The 14,369-nt window shown below is 55.5% G+C and carries 15 protein-coding genes and 1 tRNA gene; 5 read left to right on the top strand and 11 right to left on the bottom strand.

Features of this window, described 5'->3' with window-relative positions; all coding sequences use genetic code 11:
* Window positions 1-646: 646 nt before the first annotated feature.
* The gene (locus VGL70_07090) at window positions 647-1,117 is read right to left on the bottom strand and encodes a hypothetical protein (GenBank protein ID HEY3303285.1); all 471 of its coding nucleotides are present in this window, start codon (window positions 1,115-1,117) and stop codon (window positions 647-649) included.
* Window positions 1,118-1,461: 344 nt separating this feature from the next.
* On the opposite strand from VGL70_07090, the gene VGL70_07085 reads away from it, so the two are divergent.
* Together VGL70_07085 and VGL70_07080 are read left to right on the top strand one after the other, a co-directional pair.
* Window positions 1,462-2,517, top strand: coding sequence for an SIR2 family protein (locus tag VGL70_07085; GenBank protein ID HEY3303284.1), 1,056 nt, complete (start codon window positions 1,462-1,464; stop codon window positions 2,515-2,517).
* 224 nt (window positions 2,518-2,741) lie between these two features.
* Entirely contained in the window at window positions 2,742-3,572 is an 831-nt protein-coding gene (locus VGL70_07080; protein HEY3303283.1) for a glycosyltransferase family A protein, read from the top strand.
* A 67-nt stretch (window positions 3,573-3,639) separates the two neighbouring features.
* Here VGL70_07080 and VGL70_07075 read toward each other — a convergent pair whose 3' ends face one another.
* Together VGL70_07075 and VGL70_07070 are read right to left on the bottom strand one after the other, a co-directional pair.
* Window positions 3,640-3,966 carry a type II toxin-antitoxin system PemK/MazF family toxin gene (locus VGL70_07075; protein HEY3303282.1) on the bottom strand — a complete coding sequence of 109 codons (327 nt, stop codon included), beginning with the start codon at window positions 3,964-3,966 and terminating at the stop codon, window positions 3,640-3,642.
* On the bottom strand, window positions 3,950-4,165 hold the full coding sequence (locus VGL70_07070) for a hypothetical protein (protein ID HEY3303281.1): 216 nt from the start codon (window positions 4,163-4,165) through the stop codon (window positions 3,950-3,952). The genes VGL70_07075 and VGL70_07070 overlap by 17 nt, the downstream gene beginning before the upstream one ends.
* Window positions 4,166-4,293: 128 nt before the next feature.
* Here VGL70_07070 and VGL70_07065 point away from each other — a divergent pair.
* From VGL70_07065 to VGL70_07055, 3 genes are all read left to right on the top strand, one after another.
* Window positions 4,294-4,371: transfer RNA gene (locus VGL70_07065), tRNA-Glu, on the top strand.
* A 95-nt stretch (window positions 4,372-4,466) separates the two neighbouring features.
* The gene (locus VGL70_07060; protein ID HEY3303280.1) at window positions 4,467-4,745 is read left to right on the top strand and encodes a type II toxin-antitoxin system RelE/ParE family toxin; all 279 of its coding nucleotides are present in this window, start codon (window positions 4,467-4,469) and stop codon (window positions 4,743-4,745) included.
* A gap of 17 nt (window positions 4,746-4,762) precedes the next feature.
* A complete protein-coding gene (locus VGL70_07055) occupies window positions 4,763-5,044 on the top strand; it encodes a HigA family addiction module antitoxin (GenBank protein HEY3303279.1) in 282 nt (93 codons plus the stop codon).
* Window positions 5,045-5,288: 244 nt separating this feature from the next.
* Here VGL70_07055 and VGL70_07050 read toward each other — a convergent pair whose 3' ends face one another.
* The 8 genes from VGL70_07050 to thrC form a co-directional block, all read right to left on the bottom strand.
* Window positions 5,289-6,053, bottom strand: a complete 765-nt coding sequence (locus VGL70_07050) for a hypothetical protein (GenBank protein HEY3303278.1) — start codon at window positions 6,051-6,053, stop codon at window positions 5,289-5,291.
* A 407-nt stretch (window positions 6,054-6,460) separates the two neighbouring features.
* Window positions 6,461-7,459 carry a hypothetical protein gene (locus VGL70_07045; protein HEY3303277.1) on the bottom strand — a complete coding sequence of 333 codons (999 nt, stop codon included), beginning with the start codon at window positions 7,457-7,459 and terminating at the stop codon, window positions 6,461-6,463.
* A gap of 108 nt (window positions 7,460-7,567) precedes the next feature.
* The gene (locus VGL70_07040; protein ID HEY3303276.1) at window positions 7,568-8,776 is read right to left on the bottom strand and encodes an MFS transporter; all 1,209 of its coding nucleotides are present in this window, start codon (window positions 8,774-8,776) and stop codon (window positions 7,568-7,570) included.
* Window positions 8,777-9,073: 297 nt separating this feature from the next.
* On the bottom strand, window positions 9,074-10,564 hold the full coding sequence (locus VGL70_07035) for an MDR family MFS transporter (GenBank protein HEY3303275.1): 1,491 nt from the start codon (window positions 10,562-10,564) through the stop codon (window positions 9,074-9,076).
* 112 nt (window positions 10,565-10,676) lie between these two features.
* Window positions 10,677-10,898, bottom strand: coding sequence for a hypothetical protein (locus VGL70_07030; protein HEY3303274.1), 222 nt, complete (start codon window positions 10,896-10,898; stop codon window positions 10,677-10,679).
* A gap of 159 nt (window positions 10,899-11,057) precedes the next feature.
* Window positions 11,058-12,011, bottom strand: coding sequence for a class II fructose-bisphosphatase (glpX, locus tag VGL70_07025; GenBank protein ID HEY3303273.1), 954 nt, complete (start codon window positions 12,009-12,011; stop codon window positions 11,058-11,060).
* Window positions 11,990-13,216: a cofactor-independent phosphoglycerate mutase gene (locus VGL70_07020; GenBank protein HEY3303272.1), complete on the bottom strand. Its 1,227-nt coding sequence runs from the start codon at window positions 13,214-13,216 to the stop codon at window positions 11,990-11,992. The genes glpX and VGL70_07020 overlap by 22 nt, the downstream gene beginning before the upstream one ends.
* On the bottom strand, window positions 13,213-14,283 hold the full coding sequence (gene thrC / locus VGL70_07015) for a threonine synthase (GenBank protein ID HEY3303271.1): 1,071 nt from the start codon (window positions 14,281-14,283) through the stop codon (window positions 13,213-13,215). The genes VGL70_07020 and thrC overlap by 4 nt, the downstream gene beginning before the upstream one ends.
* Window positions 14,284-14,369: the final 86 nt, after the last annotated feature.

Here is a 14,369-nt window from a genome sequence, read left to right as displayed (position 1 = left end):
GCCACTTAACGGCGCATATAACTTCGGTTCCCCGGCAAGGAGATCAAGACCAATGATGCTGGCGATCGAACCCTCAAACAGTGAGGCTTGGCACCCGGAATCAAGATAGCCATCTGTATCCATCCCCCGATCGAGGTCGAGTGGATTTAGAACTCGCAACTGGAGAATGGGGAAGGTGTGTTCTTCGAGATGACGGTAGTTAAAAACGTGTTGGTAGTTAACCGTTTCCACCTTTAGATTCCGATACGAATCACATCCTTAGCCAAAAACTCTACATAAAAGATGTAGGGTGTCCTAATTCCTCGTGCCCTGGCGTCAGCGGCAACTACTACAGGATCAGGACCGTGAGAGATGATTTCTTCTCCTTCGAGGGCTACCCATTGCCCGGCAAAGCTTCGAAGAGCCTCTGCATTATTTTTACGCCACTCCAACTCTCGCGTTCTATAACCGCCCGCTCGCGAAACCGGGGGATTAAAGACGCGATTCAAGTTTGGTTGCACTGGTGCATCAAAAACCAACCCCGAAACACCACCTAACGCTCGTAAACCGAGAAAGCCTATTGAACCGACATTAGTTGTGCCGGTTGCAGTAGGGAATTGATAAGCTCGCCGGTTATGGTCATCTAAGGGTCTTTGTAGTCCGTCCACTATTCTGGCTCCACTACTTCGATTTGTGCTAAGCCCTGAATGTCCCGATAAATGGAAATCGCTTTATCAATCAGAGACGCTAATGAATTTATATCTTTTACTTTATTTTTGCTAACTGCCGCGAACGCTAAATATAGCCCCGCTGGGTTCGCATTCGAGCGTTCAATCGTCAGGCGCGCGTCTCCCATCACTTCAGGATGGTTGACCGTTAGAGAAAATCCCTTATAAAAATCGGTTCTAGCTGTCTGGATCTTTACGAACTGATCTAGAAAACTGTTAACGTTAGCGGAATCTTCAGCAACGGAATGGAAAGTGGCTTCAAAATAATTCTCGGTGATATTGGGCTTTGATTTTTCAAGAAGGGGTTCCCAAATTTTAAGCACTCCTTCCTTTAGTTCGGCTGCTGTCGCAGGACTGAAAAACAGGAGGTCTGCCTGGTCTATTCCAATAGATACATCAAAATAACGCATCGGTTCATTCGGATATACGTACCGAAATGAAAGGTACTGCGCACTCATGTTGTTTTGATTAAATATGAGAGTGCTGGACCTCAGATGAAGCACTTCCGTTATCTTCGTTGCCAGGGCAATTCCGACATCCTGTTTAACAAGGTTATAGTTGGGTGGAAAAAAGGTCGATCGATAGCGAACTTGTGGGCTTATAGGCGTGACTCGAATTGAATTTTGCATCGGCATCTACCCATTCGTCATACCCGCACTCTAAGATAAGATATAGTAAGGAAGCAAGCCCCGCCAGTGTTCGCTAGGAGCCTATGTGCTATAAACTGTCCTCAAAGTAAAATGGAGCTAAACACATGCTCACCGTAATATTCGGCGCTGGAGCATCTTACGATTCAGCGGCTTCCTATCCTCCGGGAACTACGCCGGGGAGTGACGCACGACTTCCGCTAGCTGATCAGCTTTTCGACGACAGAGAACACTTTGCTAATGCGATGCAACGATTCCCTGATTGTTCGCCGATAGTGACTTTTCTGCGGCACCGAAATCAGGACCTCCCAGTTGAACGTGTGCTCGAACATCTACAAGCAGGCGCTAAAAAACACAGTCAAGGACAACGTGAGATCGTTGCAGTTCTCTACTATCTCCAAGCAATGATTTGGGAGTGTCAAAAGCGGTGGGAGAATATTCACAAGGGAGTGACAAATTACAAAGCGCTTCTGTATCTGATTAGGCAGCTGCGTAACTATTCTACGCCGGTCTCACTCGTAACATTCAATTACGACACTATGCTTGAAGACGCCCTTGCCACTGTTGAAACCACAATTGAATCTATGTCGGACTACGTTCATTCAAGCGACTACAAGGTTTTCAAAATACATGGTTCGATAAACTGGGGTAGGGTACTTGGAGACGTTCCGCCTCTCAGGGAAATACATACGCTACAAGATAATCAGATCCCAGCCGAAGTAATACGCTTAGCGCCTCAAATCATCGTCGGCCGACTTATTACCGACCAATTTACAAATCAACATCAACTTACTGTACGAAAATATAGCGGTAAGGCTCTATTCCCCGCGATAGCAATTCCCGTTGAGAACAAACTTGATTTTGAATGTCCGCCCGAGCACATAGAGACGCTCAAAAAGTGTTTGCCTCAAACAAGGAAACTTTTGGTGATCGGCTGGCGCGCAACAGATGCTCCTTTCGTCGAACTGCTTTCTAAGAACCTTCCGGATCACATCCTCGTGCAAACCGTCTGCGGAAGCGAAATAGAAGGAAAAAAGGTGGGCGAGAGGCTACGAGACGCGGGAATCAATCATGGGGGAATTTTCACAGCTTACAACCATGGGTTTTCTAGCTTTGTTTGCACAGCCGAAGCCCGTAAGTTTCTTGGCATGGGCATCGAGTAAACAAGAGGCTCCGTGTCTGCACGTCGTCAACACTTCTTGGGGTAGCAGTTGCACTTTACGCACTCTATGCACGGGCTTTCAGAAATGTGAAAAGTCAAAAAAATAAGGGGCTTGCGATAAGCCCCCTATTTCGTTAGCCTTCCCCCGAAAGGCGTCACCTCACTTTCACGCCGGCAACACGGGTTCGAATCCCGTCGGGGACGCCAAAACCTTCCAACTCGAAGATGCTGGTCTTCGTCATACCGCTGAAGAGCCGCCGCGTCGCCAGATCATGGGACTACGTGAGCAGGCTCTTCGAGAGGTGTCTCAAATCGGTCTGTAATCAAACATCGGCGGCGTTTAAAGTCATCGTAGTTTGTCACGAGAAGCCGACGATCGACTTCAACCATCCCGCGGTCACTTACGCGGGCGGCGATTTTCCCGTGCCCGATTCCAATCACCATCCGTCTCTGAATCAGGACAAATACCGCAAGCGCGCCAGAGGATTCGTTCTTGCCCGGAAATTCACTCCGTCCCACGTGATGCAAGTCGATGCCGACGATTGTGTCAGCAACCGGCTCGCCGAATTCGTCGAGCGAAATCCTCAGGCTCACGGATGGTTTTTTGATAGCGGCTATTTCTATCGCGACGGCGCGCGGCGCATCTATCTCAAAAAACACGGATTCCACCACTGGTGCGGCACCAGCCACCTCATCAGGCACGATCTTTTGAAGCTGCCTGAGAACGAAGACATCGAAGATTCGGATCTGCCTTCGCTAAGTCCTTCGCGAGTGAGAAAGTCACTGCTCCCTCTGCCCTTTCCTGGCGCCGTTTATGTCGACACAAAGCATGGCGAAGGTAATCGCAGCAGGAGAGATCGTTTTTCGGATCTGAAACAAAACCCCAGGGTTTTCCTCAGCCGCGCGAAAAAACAGTTCGTCCAGTTATTCATGTTGGAGCCTTTAACCGAGACCGTTGCGGCGGAGTTCGGTCTTTACCCGCTTGCCGTCTCGACGAAACATGAGCGAGGGGATTTCACCGAGGGAAATTTATCTTCCGCGAAGAAACAGGAGTAGCGCCGAGGCGAGGAGATAAGAAGTCGAGATCAGGCTGAAGGCGGGGCCGAAGCCGCTCAAAGGCACATCACAAGCGGAACTTTTCATTCCACAGCGTTCTCACTCGATCTAAATCCTTGCTGGCCAATTTTCCGATATGGAATCTGAGCAGAGGCTTTTCCACAGTGACCAGGCGCGACAGCCGGATGGTGGATGGTTTCTCAAGACCCGCTTCCTGCCAGTTGGTCACCGGCAGGTCGAGGAAACCACTATGGGGAACAGAGGTGATTCGGCAGACGAGGCAATCCGGGCCAAGGTCCATCAATACCAGAACAGGTCTAGCCTTGGCTGCTTGCCCGGAGGTGAAAGGAAAAACACAGACATATACGTCGCCAAGATCAACGGTACTTGTCATAGACCGCGTCTTGCTCTGAGTCATCGCTCAGAAATTGCTCGTAGGCCGCCTTGCGCCACGCGGCGTCCTCGGGGTCCATCTCTACAAAGACCACAACGGTCGCCGTCCCCTTCGACGGCAAGGCTGCGGCAATTTCCGGGGGTATGTTCAGAGTGCGACTGCCAGTCAATTCGGTCTCAAATTCTATCGTCTTAGTCATCTTATTAGTCATGGCCTCATCGTACCCATCGAGCATGTCGCTGTCAATCTAGCGATTCCTTCCGGCCAAGAAACAGCAAAAGACCTGACGCGAGAAGGCCGGTTCAATCCAGCACGGGCTCACATGCGGTTCCCGTCGTCTAGCCTGGCCCAGGACGCCGGCCTTTCACGCCGGCAACACGGGTTCGAATCCCGTCGGGGACGCCAAAAAATCAACCGCTTGCCGATCGGAGCCGGGTTGACGTCTCACTACCTACCAAATGACAATTGATGCTTGTCACCCTACATGCTAGAGTGACGACGTGATTCAAAGCTTCAGGCACAAAGGCTTGAGGCGGCTATTTGAAAAGGGCGAGGCGAAGGGGCTTCGCGCGGATCATGTCGCTAAGGTGGAAAACATCCTGGCCGTTCTTAACCGCGCCCGCAAACCTTCTGACATGGATCTGCCGGGCTTCCGACTCCATCGGTTGAAAGGCGATCTTAAGGATTTTTGGAGCGTCACTGTGCGGGCCAACTGGCGCCTTATATTCCGCTTTGAGGAAGGCCACGCCTACGACGTTGACTTGATCGACTATCATTGAAGAAAGAGGAGTTTGCTATGCGCATGAAGAATCCACCGCACCCCGGTCGCATTGTGCGCCAGGAATGCATTGAGCCGCTAAATTTGACTGTCACCGAAGCGGCCAAGCGTCTTGGAGTGACGCGTCAGGCACTCAACAATCTGGTGAATGAAAAGGCCGGGATCTCCCCGGAGATGGCGATCCGCCTCTCCAAGGCGTTCGGGTCGAGTCCCGAGGTATGGCTTGGCATGCAGATGGAATACGACCTTGCGCAAATTGAGAAGGCCGCTGAGCGCATCAAAGTGAAGCGGATTGCATGAGCCTGGCCCAGGACACCGGCCTTTCACACCGGCAACACGGGTTCGAATCCCGTCGGGGACGCCACATCTTATGCGGACTTAGCGGGCTTTTCCTTTTCCTCGGTTTGTCTCTGTAAACAGCCCGTTAACACATCGACCAGCAAATCCGATTTCAGGTTGACATATTTATTGTGGGACTGTGCCGACGAATGCCGGCCATCCGCATAGCCGCTGCCATCAGCAAGTAGAACCGCTGGCCCTGGGGCTACTTACCACTGAGAAGCTTTTCGGAAACCTTCCGAATTTCTGACCCAATCTGATATTGACCTGTCACAGTAACATCGCTGGCGGCGCGCTTTTCATCAAACAGGAATGAAAAATCAGATGCTGTCTCTGACGATAAATCGAGTTCTGCAAGATTTTCTTTCAGCGCGGCAAGGGCGAAAACCATCTGAAACCTCCCGCGCCGTGGCAATACATCGGCCCTGATACGATAGGGCTCATTAGCGGACCACAGAATCATACCAGGAGAACGCGACCCAAACATCGACACCCGACCAAACAACACATTCGGAAGATTCGTTGTTTCGGCGATACCCATCACCGCAAGGTTTGGAATAAATACCGATACGTCCAAATTTTTATAGTCATCCTCGGTGGGATTCATGAACGTAATTCGCAACTCCGAGTAATAGGATTGCCACTTAATCCCGTGGATGTCGGCACCTGGCTTATTATTACCTGTAACACCCGACACGATAAGCGGGGCCTGAACATGAGATGGCCATGCTAGGAAACCAAATGCGATTACAACGCAGACTAGAATCGATAACGCCGCAAACCGTCGCATTAACGATTTCTCGATCCACCATAAATTCCAAACTGGATGCAGTGATAGAACAAACATCGATACTAAACTGAAGATTAAGACCGATTGGTTTTTTGGAAGCCAAAAAAACACTATTCCAACAACCACACTCGCAATCGTGAGCCATATATCCAAAGGTTTCCGTCTGGGGTTTTCTGCCACTCCCGGTTTCCGGATCAGGTTAGTTTTCTTGAACCGTGATTTCCGTCCCACTCCCGAACTCTATCCCAGGCTTCTGCGCTGCGGCAAGTCGGGCAGAAATAAGGAAATCACATTAGCTATTTGCATTCACCGGAGGTGTCTTTCCATTGCGATGTGCTCATAAGTTGCGCCTGAGAAAAAATAGAGAAAATACAGGAAGAAAAAACAGGACAGAGGAAAAACAGGGACGGGCTGGTTTTAGATAGCCTCTGCGCCACAAAGGATTTCCATATTCCCTAGACGTCAAGAGGTGCTACCGTCAGGTCTTCTCAAGTCGAGCTTCTACTCGGAGCTACTTTTTCTTAGGGAGAAGATTTGATGTGAATGGCAGCGACGAGGTTACTCGTGCCTGCCGCTCGATTGGTGAGTTAAGGTTTCGGTATATCTCGCCAGTCAAGTGCACGGTGACCTGCCTCCTCTTGAAAGTGAGTGAACTCTTCCATCAGAGGATTCACTACTTCTGCAATATAGCCTGGCCCACCCCGCAAGAAGTGCGGTATCAAGCGTTGCATGATCTTACTACCGTGCTCAAGGACGGCGGCATCACTCAGATGACGCAAGTATGGCCTCAATCTGTATTGACGGCGCCAAACCTCGTGCCTTGGCAGATGTGTCGGATTTGGGCTGCGTAGCTCTTCGGTTGGAGCGAACTTTAAGGAACTCGGATTTGGGCTTCCCCCGTCGACAACAGCGCCATTGTTAAACGCAGCCCATCGATTAACGATATCATCGTGAAAGGCGGTGAACCACGGGAATTTTGCGGCTCGTTCTCCAGAGATCAGCACGCTTGGGAATGCCGGTGTGTCAGCTGCTCCCCCAAGCGCGTGGCTCTCGAAGAGCAACCAGACAAAGTCAAGCTTGTCCGATGAAGATTTGCCTGTCCGTTCGCGGCGCATCAGGCTAGCCGTGCGGTAACCGACTACATTCGGATCGAGCAGTTGAACTGACTCATTGAGGATTACCAGAAGTCCCACCGAATCTGAGAGGTTGAGAACATGCCGTGTATGGGAAATTTGCTCCTCCGCAGAGCGAACTGCTTCTTCAACAGAACGCGTGATCGAAAGGTATAGCCGACGATAGACGTCCTCACCGTCAGGCAGGCGCGAGAGTACTTTTCGAAGATCCGCGGTTCCAGAAAACAGCGGAAATTCCTTCCGATTGCGATGCTTTTCGACCGCGGGCTCGATTTTGTGAGATGTATCGACCATTAAGGTCTTCTTCTCCAGAATGACATTGCGGCCGGCGAGAAGGAAGTCGGCCTTGCGGCGGTGTTCCGGATCTTGCGGGAGATCAAGGCTGTCGATCGCCTCAAACCCTGGCAGCGAAGCAAGGAATCCGTTGAAGCGTACTTCGAGGGAAGCAACCATCGCTGGAAGTAACCAGTGAAGAAATTGATTATTTATATTACGCCATTTGATGACGATTCTCCACTGGTTGGGAAAGCATATCTCTTACGAGGGGAGAGGGGGGAATATCTATCTTCTCCGAAGAAACAGCAGTAACCCCGAGGCGAGCAGATACGAAGTTGAGATCAGGCTGAACGCTGGGCCGAAGCCGTAGTTCGCCATGATGCCGCCGGTGATGAGAGTCCAGAACGGGATCGAGAGAAAGCCGATGAAGTAGTAGAGGCTGAAAGCCGCGTCGAAGAGATCTTCTCCCACTAAATCGCTAAGCAAAGCTTGCGTGAGTGTTTGACGAGACGTTACCGCGGCACCGTAGATAACGAGGTTGACGAAGAGGGAAGCGGAAACGTTTTCCTGCCAGGCGAGCCAAAACGTCGATACGGCGGAAATCACCAGCGAGGCTTGAATCACCAACTTGCGATTGTAGCGGTCGGAGATCCACCCCCAGGCGATCGGGCCGATCAATCCACCGACTTGAATCAGCGTAAACAGGAACGCCGCGTGCGCGACCTCCATGCCGAAGTCGTGGACGAAGTGAGGGACGATGTAAATTTCGTTGATGTCCTGCCCGCGTCCGGCGGCGCCGGCCATAAAGACGAGCGAGACGAGCAGAATATTTTTATTCTTGAGGCATTTCTTGTAGGCCTCCCAGCCGAGCGGCGTCAGTCTCGACTTCCGCGCCTCGGAAGCCGCCGGACGCATCCGATCCCGAAAAACAAAAAAGAGTATGCCCACGACGGTGGTGATCGCGCCGATGGTCCAGAAGAGCCCGCGCCAGCTTAAGTACGTCAGCATCAGCGCCGCGATGAGCGGCGCCACCAAGCCTCCGATGTGCCCGGCGGTGGAATGAAAGGCCAGCGCGCGCCCGCGCGCGTTGCCGAAGTGAACCGCAAGAATGCTCGAGCCGACCGTGTGCTGCGGGCTGGCGCCGAGACCGCCGAGCAGGCGGGTCGCGAAAAAATGGTGATAGCCCGCCGCAAACCCGCTTCCCACTACGGAAAGCCCGAGCAGGCAATTTCCGACACCCAGGATCACTCCCCTGCGGACGTACGGCACGACAAAGCCGTACAGCACCTGAAAAATATTGTTCAGTGTGTTGTAGGTAGCGGCGATCGTCGCCAGCGCGACGAGACCGATGCCCAGGTCCTTCATCATGAGCGGGTAGATTACGGCCAGCATGGCCGATTGAAAGTGATTGAAAAAATGAGCGCTGCAAACGATGCCGAAGGCGGCATTGCGGTCCAAGGCGCTCTCTTTGACGCTTGTCTGTGTCTCGCTCATCGTTGTATTTCTTCGACTCCTCCGCTCTTTTTTATTCCGGATCGTTCCGTGTAACCACTTCCTCGTCCTTCGTGATCAAAAGGTCTATCACCACGAAGAACCCAGCGCGGTAATGCCGCAACCGAATGTCGGAAAACACGGAACTCACCGCAGAAGGGCAGAATACGCATGGTTCGACAAGCTCACCACGAGCGGAACTCTTCAACGCCGCGCATCCTGAGCCTTGTCGAAGGACGCGGCCTCAGCGCCGCCGCGCTGAAAGTCCTCGCGCCAAGGGGCAAAGAAAGCTTTTTTCGTCTACAGTGTGGCACGATCTTTCCTCTCCCCGTTGGCGTCGGCCGGCGTCGACGGCGACATAAAAAAACTCACGACGAGGCCGACCAGCATGACAAAGAATCCGGCCAAAAAGGCATGCCGGACGGAGCCGGCTAAAATCTCGACGAGGAAAGCCCGGAAAGATTCCGGAATCAAATCCCGCGTCGCGGGATCCAGCAGGTTTTGCGGATTGGCGAGTTTTTTGAGCAAACCGCCTCCAACATCATCGAAAGCGCCGAAGGAAACTGCGATCAACCGCCGTTCCATGCGACCGACCAGGACGCTGCCCATCAATGCGATTCCGAAAGCCCCGCCGAGCATGCGCGAAAGCATCACCGTCGACGTGGCAGCCCCGAGTTGTTCTCGGGGCGTGGTATTCTGCGCCGCGACCATGGTGGTGATCGAAACCATTCCCATGCCGACGCCGATCAAGGAGCCGACCGCCAGCACCGAGAAAAATCCCAGTCGATCGGCGGCGGCGATGAACCAGCCATAGCCGAAGACCATGAGCAGCATCCCGGCCGCGGAGACTGCCCGGTAGCCGAGACGATTCATTCCCGGCGCGGCAATGAAGCTTCCGGCCGTCCAACCGAGACTCGCGAGAACCAAAGAGAGGCCGGCATGCGCGGCGTCGCCTTCCAGGGCGCCCTGAACGTAGAGAGGAAGGTAGGTGATGACGCCGAACATTCCCATCGAGGCGAGCCACGAGAGCGCCAGACAGATGCCGAATAGCCGCAGACGGAACAGCGCGGGCGGCAGGATCGGCTCCGAGGCCCGCCGCTCGATTCTGTAGAACCAGTAAAGCGCGGCGCCGGCCGCGACCAGCAACCCCGATAGGATTCCGTCGAAGTCGAAGGCGTTTCTCTGGCCTTGTTCCAGCGCGTAAAACAGGAAAAACAATCCGATCAGAAGCGTCGCCGCTCCTTTCAAATCCGGCCGGCGCCGGCCCTCGGCCTGGGCTTCGCTCACGCCGAGGCCGATCAACACCGCGGCGATCAGGCAAAGCGGCGGATTGATGAAAAAAATCCAACGCCAGCTCCAGTACAGCGTGAGGACGCCGCCGGCCAGAGGTCCTAAAATAGAAGCGATGCCCCAGAGTCCGCTGATCAGCGCCTGCATCTGCGCCCGTTTTTCCGGCGGGAATAAAAATCCGATGATAATAAACGACAGCGCGTAGATCGCTCCGCCGCCCAAGCCCTGGACGGCGCGGAAGACGACGAGCTGTTCGATCGTCTGAGCCATGCCGCACAAAGCCGAGCCGAGCGTGAACAGGCCGATACCGATCAACATCAAGCGGCGGCGGCCGTAGAGATCGGAAAGATTGCCGAAGAGGGGCGTCGAAAGCGCCGAGGTGAGCATGTAAGCGGAAAAAACCCAACTGTAGAGCTCCAATCCGCCCAGCTTGCCGACGATCGTCGGCATGGCGGCGCTGACGACGGTGCCGTCGATCGCGAACAAAAAAATAACCAGCATGACCCCGGAAACGGCAATGGCGCGACCAGGAGTGGGAGGTGATTCAGATGCGTTGACCAAGATGACCTTTTATATTTGGATATCGAATCGGCGGGGGCAGCGGTGCCCTGCTCTACTTCGATTGCCGCTGCTTGAGCAATTCGTCCAGCTTTCTTCGGTCGTCCTCGTAGAGCTTCTCTTTGGCTTGGCCAGTGGCGCGCCCCGGCGCAGCTTTCTTTTCGTCCCAACCCAGGCGCCACGAAAGCTCCGGCCAAAAAAACCATAGCGCAACGGCGCAGACGAAGACCATGGCGAGAGCGAGAAGAAGAATATCGCTCCGCCGTTTCTGTTTCATCTCATGGCTCTTAACAAGACTTTAAAAATCTTGCAGGCTGCTCAAAAGCTCTCAGAGGCAAGGCGCGGAAGATTCGGCGAGCGCAGGCGTACTCATTTCAGTACGTCGAGCGAGACGAATCAATCGCAACGAAGCATATGAGGCTTTTCAGCAGCCTGCTTAGTACTTGGGCTTGAAGGCGAAATGATGCGTCGTATGAATGAACCGCATCGTGCGCGTGCTGGAGCGCATGACCACGGAGTGGGTCGTCGCGCCGCCGGGAAAAAAGTGGACGCCGTCGAGATAGTCGCCGTCGGTCACGCCAGTGGCCGCGAACATCACTTCTCCGTTCGCCAGCTCGTCGATCGAGAATTTCTTCCCGATGTCTTTGATCCCCATCGCCCGCGCGCGTTCGATCTCCTGGGGGTTTCTCGGCTTCAGCCGCCCCTGCATTTCGCCGCCGACGCAGCGCAGCGCCGCCGCCGCCAGGACTCCCTCGGGGGCGCCGCCGATGCCCAGCAAAAGATCGATTCCGGTCTCCGGCTTGGTCGTGGCGATCGCCGCCGAAACGTCGCCGTCGCTGATCAGCCGGATGCGCGCGCCCGCCTCCCGCACCTCTTTGATCAGCGCTTCGTGCCGCGGCCGGTAGAGGATAATCACGGTGATGTCCTCGACGCGCGCGCCCTTGGCCTTGGCCAGGGCCTTCAAATTCTCGGTCGGGCTTTTGTCAAGATCGACGACCCCCTTGCCCACGGGACCGACGGCGATTTTGTCCATGTAGGTGTCGGGGCAGTGGAGAAAATTTCCGCTCTCGGCGATCGCGATGACCGACAAGGCGTTCGGGCCGCCGTTGGCGCAGATCGTGGTCCCTTCGAGCGGATCGAGCGCGATATCCACCTTCGGGCCCTCGCCGCTGCCGACCCGCTCTCCGATATAGAGCATCGGCGCTTCGTCTCTTTCGCCTTCGCCGATCACGACCGTCCCATTGATGGCGACGCCGTTGAACGCCTGGCGCATCGCGTCCACCGCCGCCTGATCGGCGGCCTTTTCATCGCCTTTTCCCATCAGCCGCGCGCTCGACAAGGCGGCGGCCTCGGTCACCCGAACCACTTCTAATGCGAGGTTTCGATCCACGGCTTGGTCCCTCCTATAAGAGCGTCCATCAATGAGTGGGCCCTTTGCACCACGACGCCGCTCTTCTTCGCGTCGCTTTCGTTGAAGCCGAATTGATTTCGCCCGGCGTGGAGGCTCGCGTCGAAAAACACGAACGGCACCGGATCGCCGACGTGGGTCTTCAATACCGTCGCCGTCGGATGGTCGGGCAGCAACAAAAGCCGCCAGTCGTTCCGTTTCTCCATCCCGCGGAGCACGGTCCCCACGACCTTTTCGTCGAAATCCTCGATCGCTCTGACCTTCTTGTCCGCGTCGCCCATGTGGCCGGCTTCGTCGGGCGCTTCGACGTGAATGAAGATCAGATCCTTCCGCTCCAGCGCCGCCACGCCGTATTCGCCTTTTCCTTTATAATTGGTGTCGAAGAATCCCGTGGCGCCGGGAACCTTGATCCGCTCCAGTCCGGCGTAGACGCCGAGGCCGTTGATGATATCGACGGCGGAGATCACCGCGCCATCGATGCCGAATCTCTCTTTCAAGGTCGGCAGCGCCGGGGCCCGCCCCTGTCCCCAAAGCCAGATCGAAGTCGCGGGCCGCGCGCCTTTTTGCGCGCGCCGCCGGTTAACGGGATGCGCGGCGAGAAGCTCTTGCGAGCGGCGCTGTAAATCCAGCAACCGCTCCGCGCCGTCTCCCGCGGGCAGATACGCGCCGATCTCCCGGTCGGTGATGTCGTGCGGCGGCGTGGTCTGCATTTTCTCTTTGCCGCCGCGCCAGACCATGAGATTCCGATAGCTCACGCCGGGATGGAACTCGACGCCGTCTCCGGACAATTCTTCGTTCAAGTCCCGAACGATCTCCGCCGCCTCTGCACTCGTGATGTGTCCGGCTGTAAAATCCCGCATGACGGCGCCGTTTTCTATTTTGTCGAGCGTGACCAGATTGCAGCGAAAGGCGATATCGGCCGGCGCCAGCGTCACGCCGACGCTGGCGGCTTCGAGCGGCGCGCGGCCGGTATGATAGCGCGCCGGATCGTAGCCCAGGATGCTCATGTTGCCGACGTCGCTGCCGGGCGGAAACCCTTCCGGGATGGTGTGCGCGAGGCCGAAGACCCCGTGGGAGGCGAGCCAGTCCATGTTGGGCGTCGCGGCGACTTCGAGCGGAGTCTTGCCGCCGAGACTTTCCAACGGATAATCGGCCATGCCGTCGCCCTGTAGAATGATGTACTTCATGACTTGGCTTCGCGCTCGAAGATTTCTTTCAAGAGTTTCAAGTCGGCGGCGATCCGGATCGGCTGGTCGGACTGGCGGATCGCCGTGTCCGGATCTTTGAGGCCGTGGCCGGTCAGCGTGCAGACGACCACGTCCCCTTTGCGAAAGATTCCGTCCTTTTGCTTCTGGATGACTCCCGCGATGGATATGGCCGAGGCGGGCTCGGCGAGAACTCCTTCTGTGGCGGCGAGGAGCTTGTACGTCGCGAGAATCTCGTCGTCCGTGGCGCTTTCGATCGCGCCGCCGGATTCGTCCCGCGCCGCGATCGCGCTCTGCCAGCTCGCCGGGTTGCCGATCTTGATCGCCGACGCGATCGTCTCCGGCATCTCGATCACCCTTCCCAAAACGATCGGCGCGGCGCCGGCCGCCTGAAAGCCCATCATCTTGGGCAGCGCCGCAATCCGGCCCATATCCTTATATTCACGGTAGCCCTTCCAGTAGGCGGTGATGTTGCCGGCGTTGCCGACCGGAAGAAAATGATATTGCGGCGCCGCGCCGAGAGAATCGCAAATCTCGTACGCGGCGGTCTTCTGTCCTTCGATGCGGTAGGGATTGAGCGAGTTGACGAGCGTCACCGGGTAATCGCGCGCCGCCTGCCGCACCATCTTGAGCGCGGCGTCGAAGTTGCCGGCGATCTCGATCACCTTCGCGCCGTGGATCATCGCCTGGCTCAATTTTCCCAGCGAGATGTTGCCCTGGGGAATGAGCACGTAAGCTTTGAGCCCGGCGCGCGCCGCGTACGCCGCGGCGGACGCCGAGGTGTTTCCGGTAGACGCGCAAATCACGGCGCGGCTGCCTTCTTCGACCGCCTTGGTGATGGCGACGGTCATGCCGCGATCTTTGAACGAGCAGGTCGGGTTCAGCCCTTCGAGCTTCAAGTAAAGCTCGATATCGGCGTTGATGGCGCGCTCGAGGTTGCCGCAGCGGACGAGCGGCGTGTTGCCCTCGTTCAAGGTGACGATGCATTCTTCCTTCTCGACCGGCAGCAGGTCGCGGTAGTAGCGGATCACGCCGGGCCAGGCGGAGATTTGGGTCGGCGACCGTTTCGAAGATTTCAGGATGTTGTCCTTCGCTTGCACTGTCTTCCTTCACTCAACTCGAAACTCGGAACCCG

It is taken from the genome of Candidatus Binatia bacterium (assembly GCA_036504975.1).
Lineage (GTDB): Bacteria > Desulfobacterota > Binatia > UBA9968 > UBA9968 > JAJPJQ01.
Note: the sequence above shows the minus strand (reverse complement) of the source record. Positions and strands in the feature narration are given on the sequence as shown.

Excerpts from the sequence above, each read along its gene's own strand:
- VGL70_07040 (HEY3303276.1), bottom strand. The coding sequence starts at position 8,776 with ATGAGCGAGACACAGACAAGCGTCAAAGAGAGCGCCTTGGACCGCAAT.
- VGL70_07080 (HEY3303283.1), top strand. The coding sequence starts at position 2,742 with ATGCTGGTCTTCGTCATACCGCTGAAGAGCCGCCGCGTCGCCAGATCA.
- VGL70_07030 (HEY3303274.1), bottom strand. The coding sequence starts at position 10,898 with ATGAAACAGAAACGGCGGAGCGATATTCTTCTTCTCGCTCTCGCCATG.
- VGL70_07085 (HEY3303284.1), top strand. The coding sequence starts at position 1,462 with ATGCTCACCGTAATATTCGGCGCTGGAGCATCTTACGATTCAGCGGCT.
- VGL70_07055 (HEY3303279.1), top strand. The coding sequence starts at position 4,763 with ATGCGCATGAAGAATCCACCGCACCCCGGTCGCATTGTGCGCCAGGAA.
- VGL70_07075 (HEY3303282.1), bottom strand. The coding sequence starts at position 3,966 with ATGACAAGTACCGTTGATCTTGGCGACGTATATGTCTGTGTTTTTCCT.
- VGL70_07070 (HEY3303281.1), bottom strand. The coding sequence starts at position 4,165 with ATGACTAAGACGATAGAATTTGAGACCGAATTGACTGGCAGTCGCACT.
- VGL70_07045 (HEY3303277.1), bottom strand. The coding sequence starts at position 7,459 with ATGGTTGCTTCCCTCGAAGTACGCTTCAACGGATTCCTTGCTTCGCTG.
- VGL70_07020 (HEY3303272.1), bottom strand. The coding sequence starts at position 13,216 with ATGAAGTACATCATTCTACAGGGCGACGGCATGGCCGATTATCCGTTG.
- VGL70_07035 (HEY3303275.1), bottom strand. The coding sequence starts at position 10,564 with ATGCTGGTTATTTTTTTGTTCGCGATCGACGGCACCGTCGTCAGCGCC.
- VGL70_07090 (HEY3303285.1), bottom strand. The coding sequence starts at position 1,117 with ATGCGTTATTTTGATGTATCTATTGGAATAGACCAGGCAGACCTCCTG.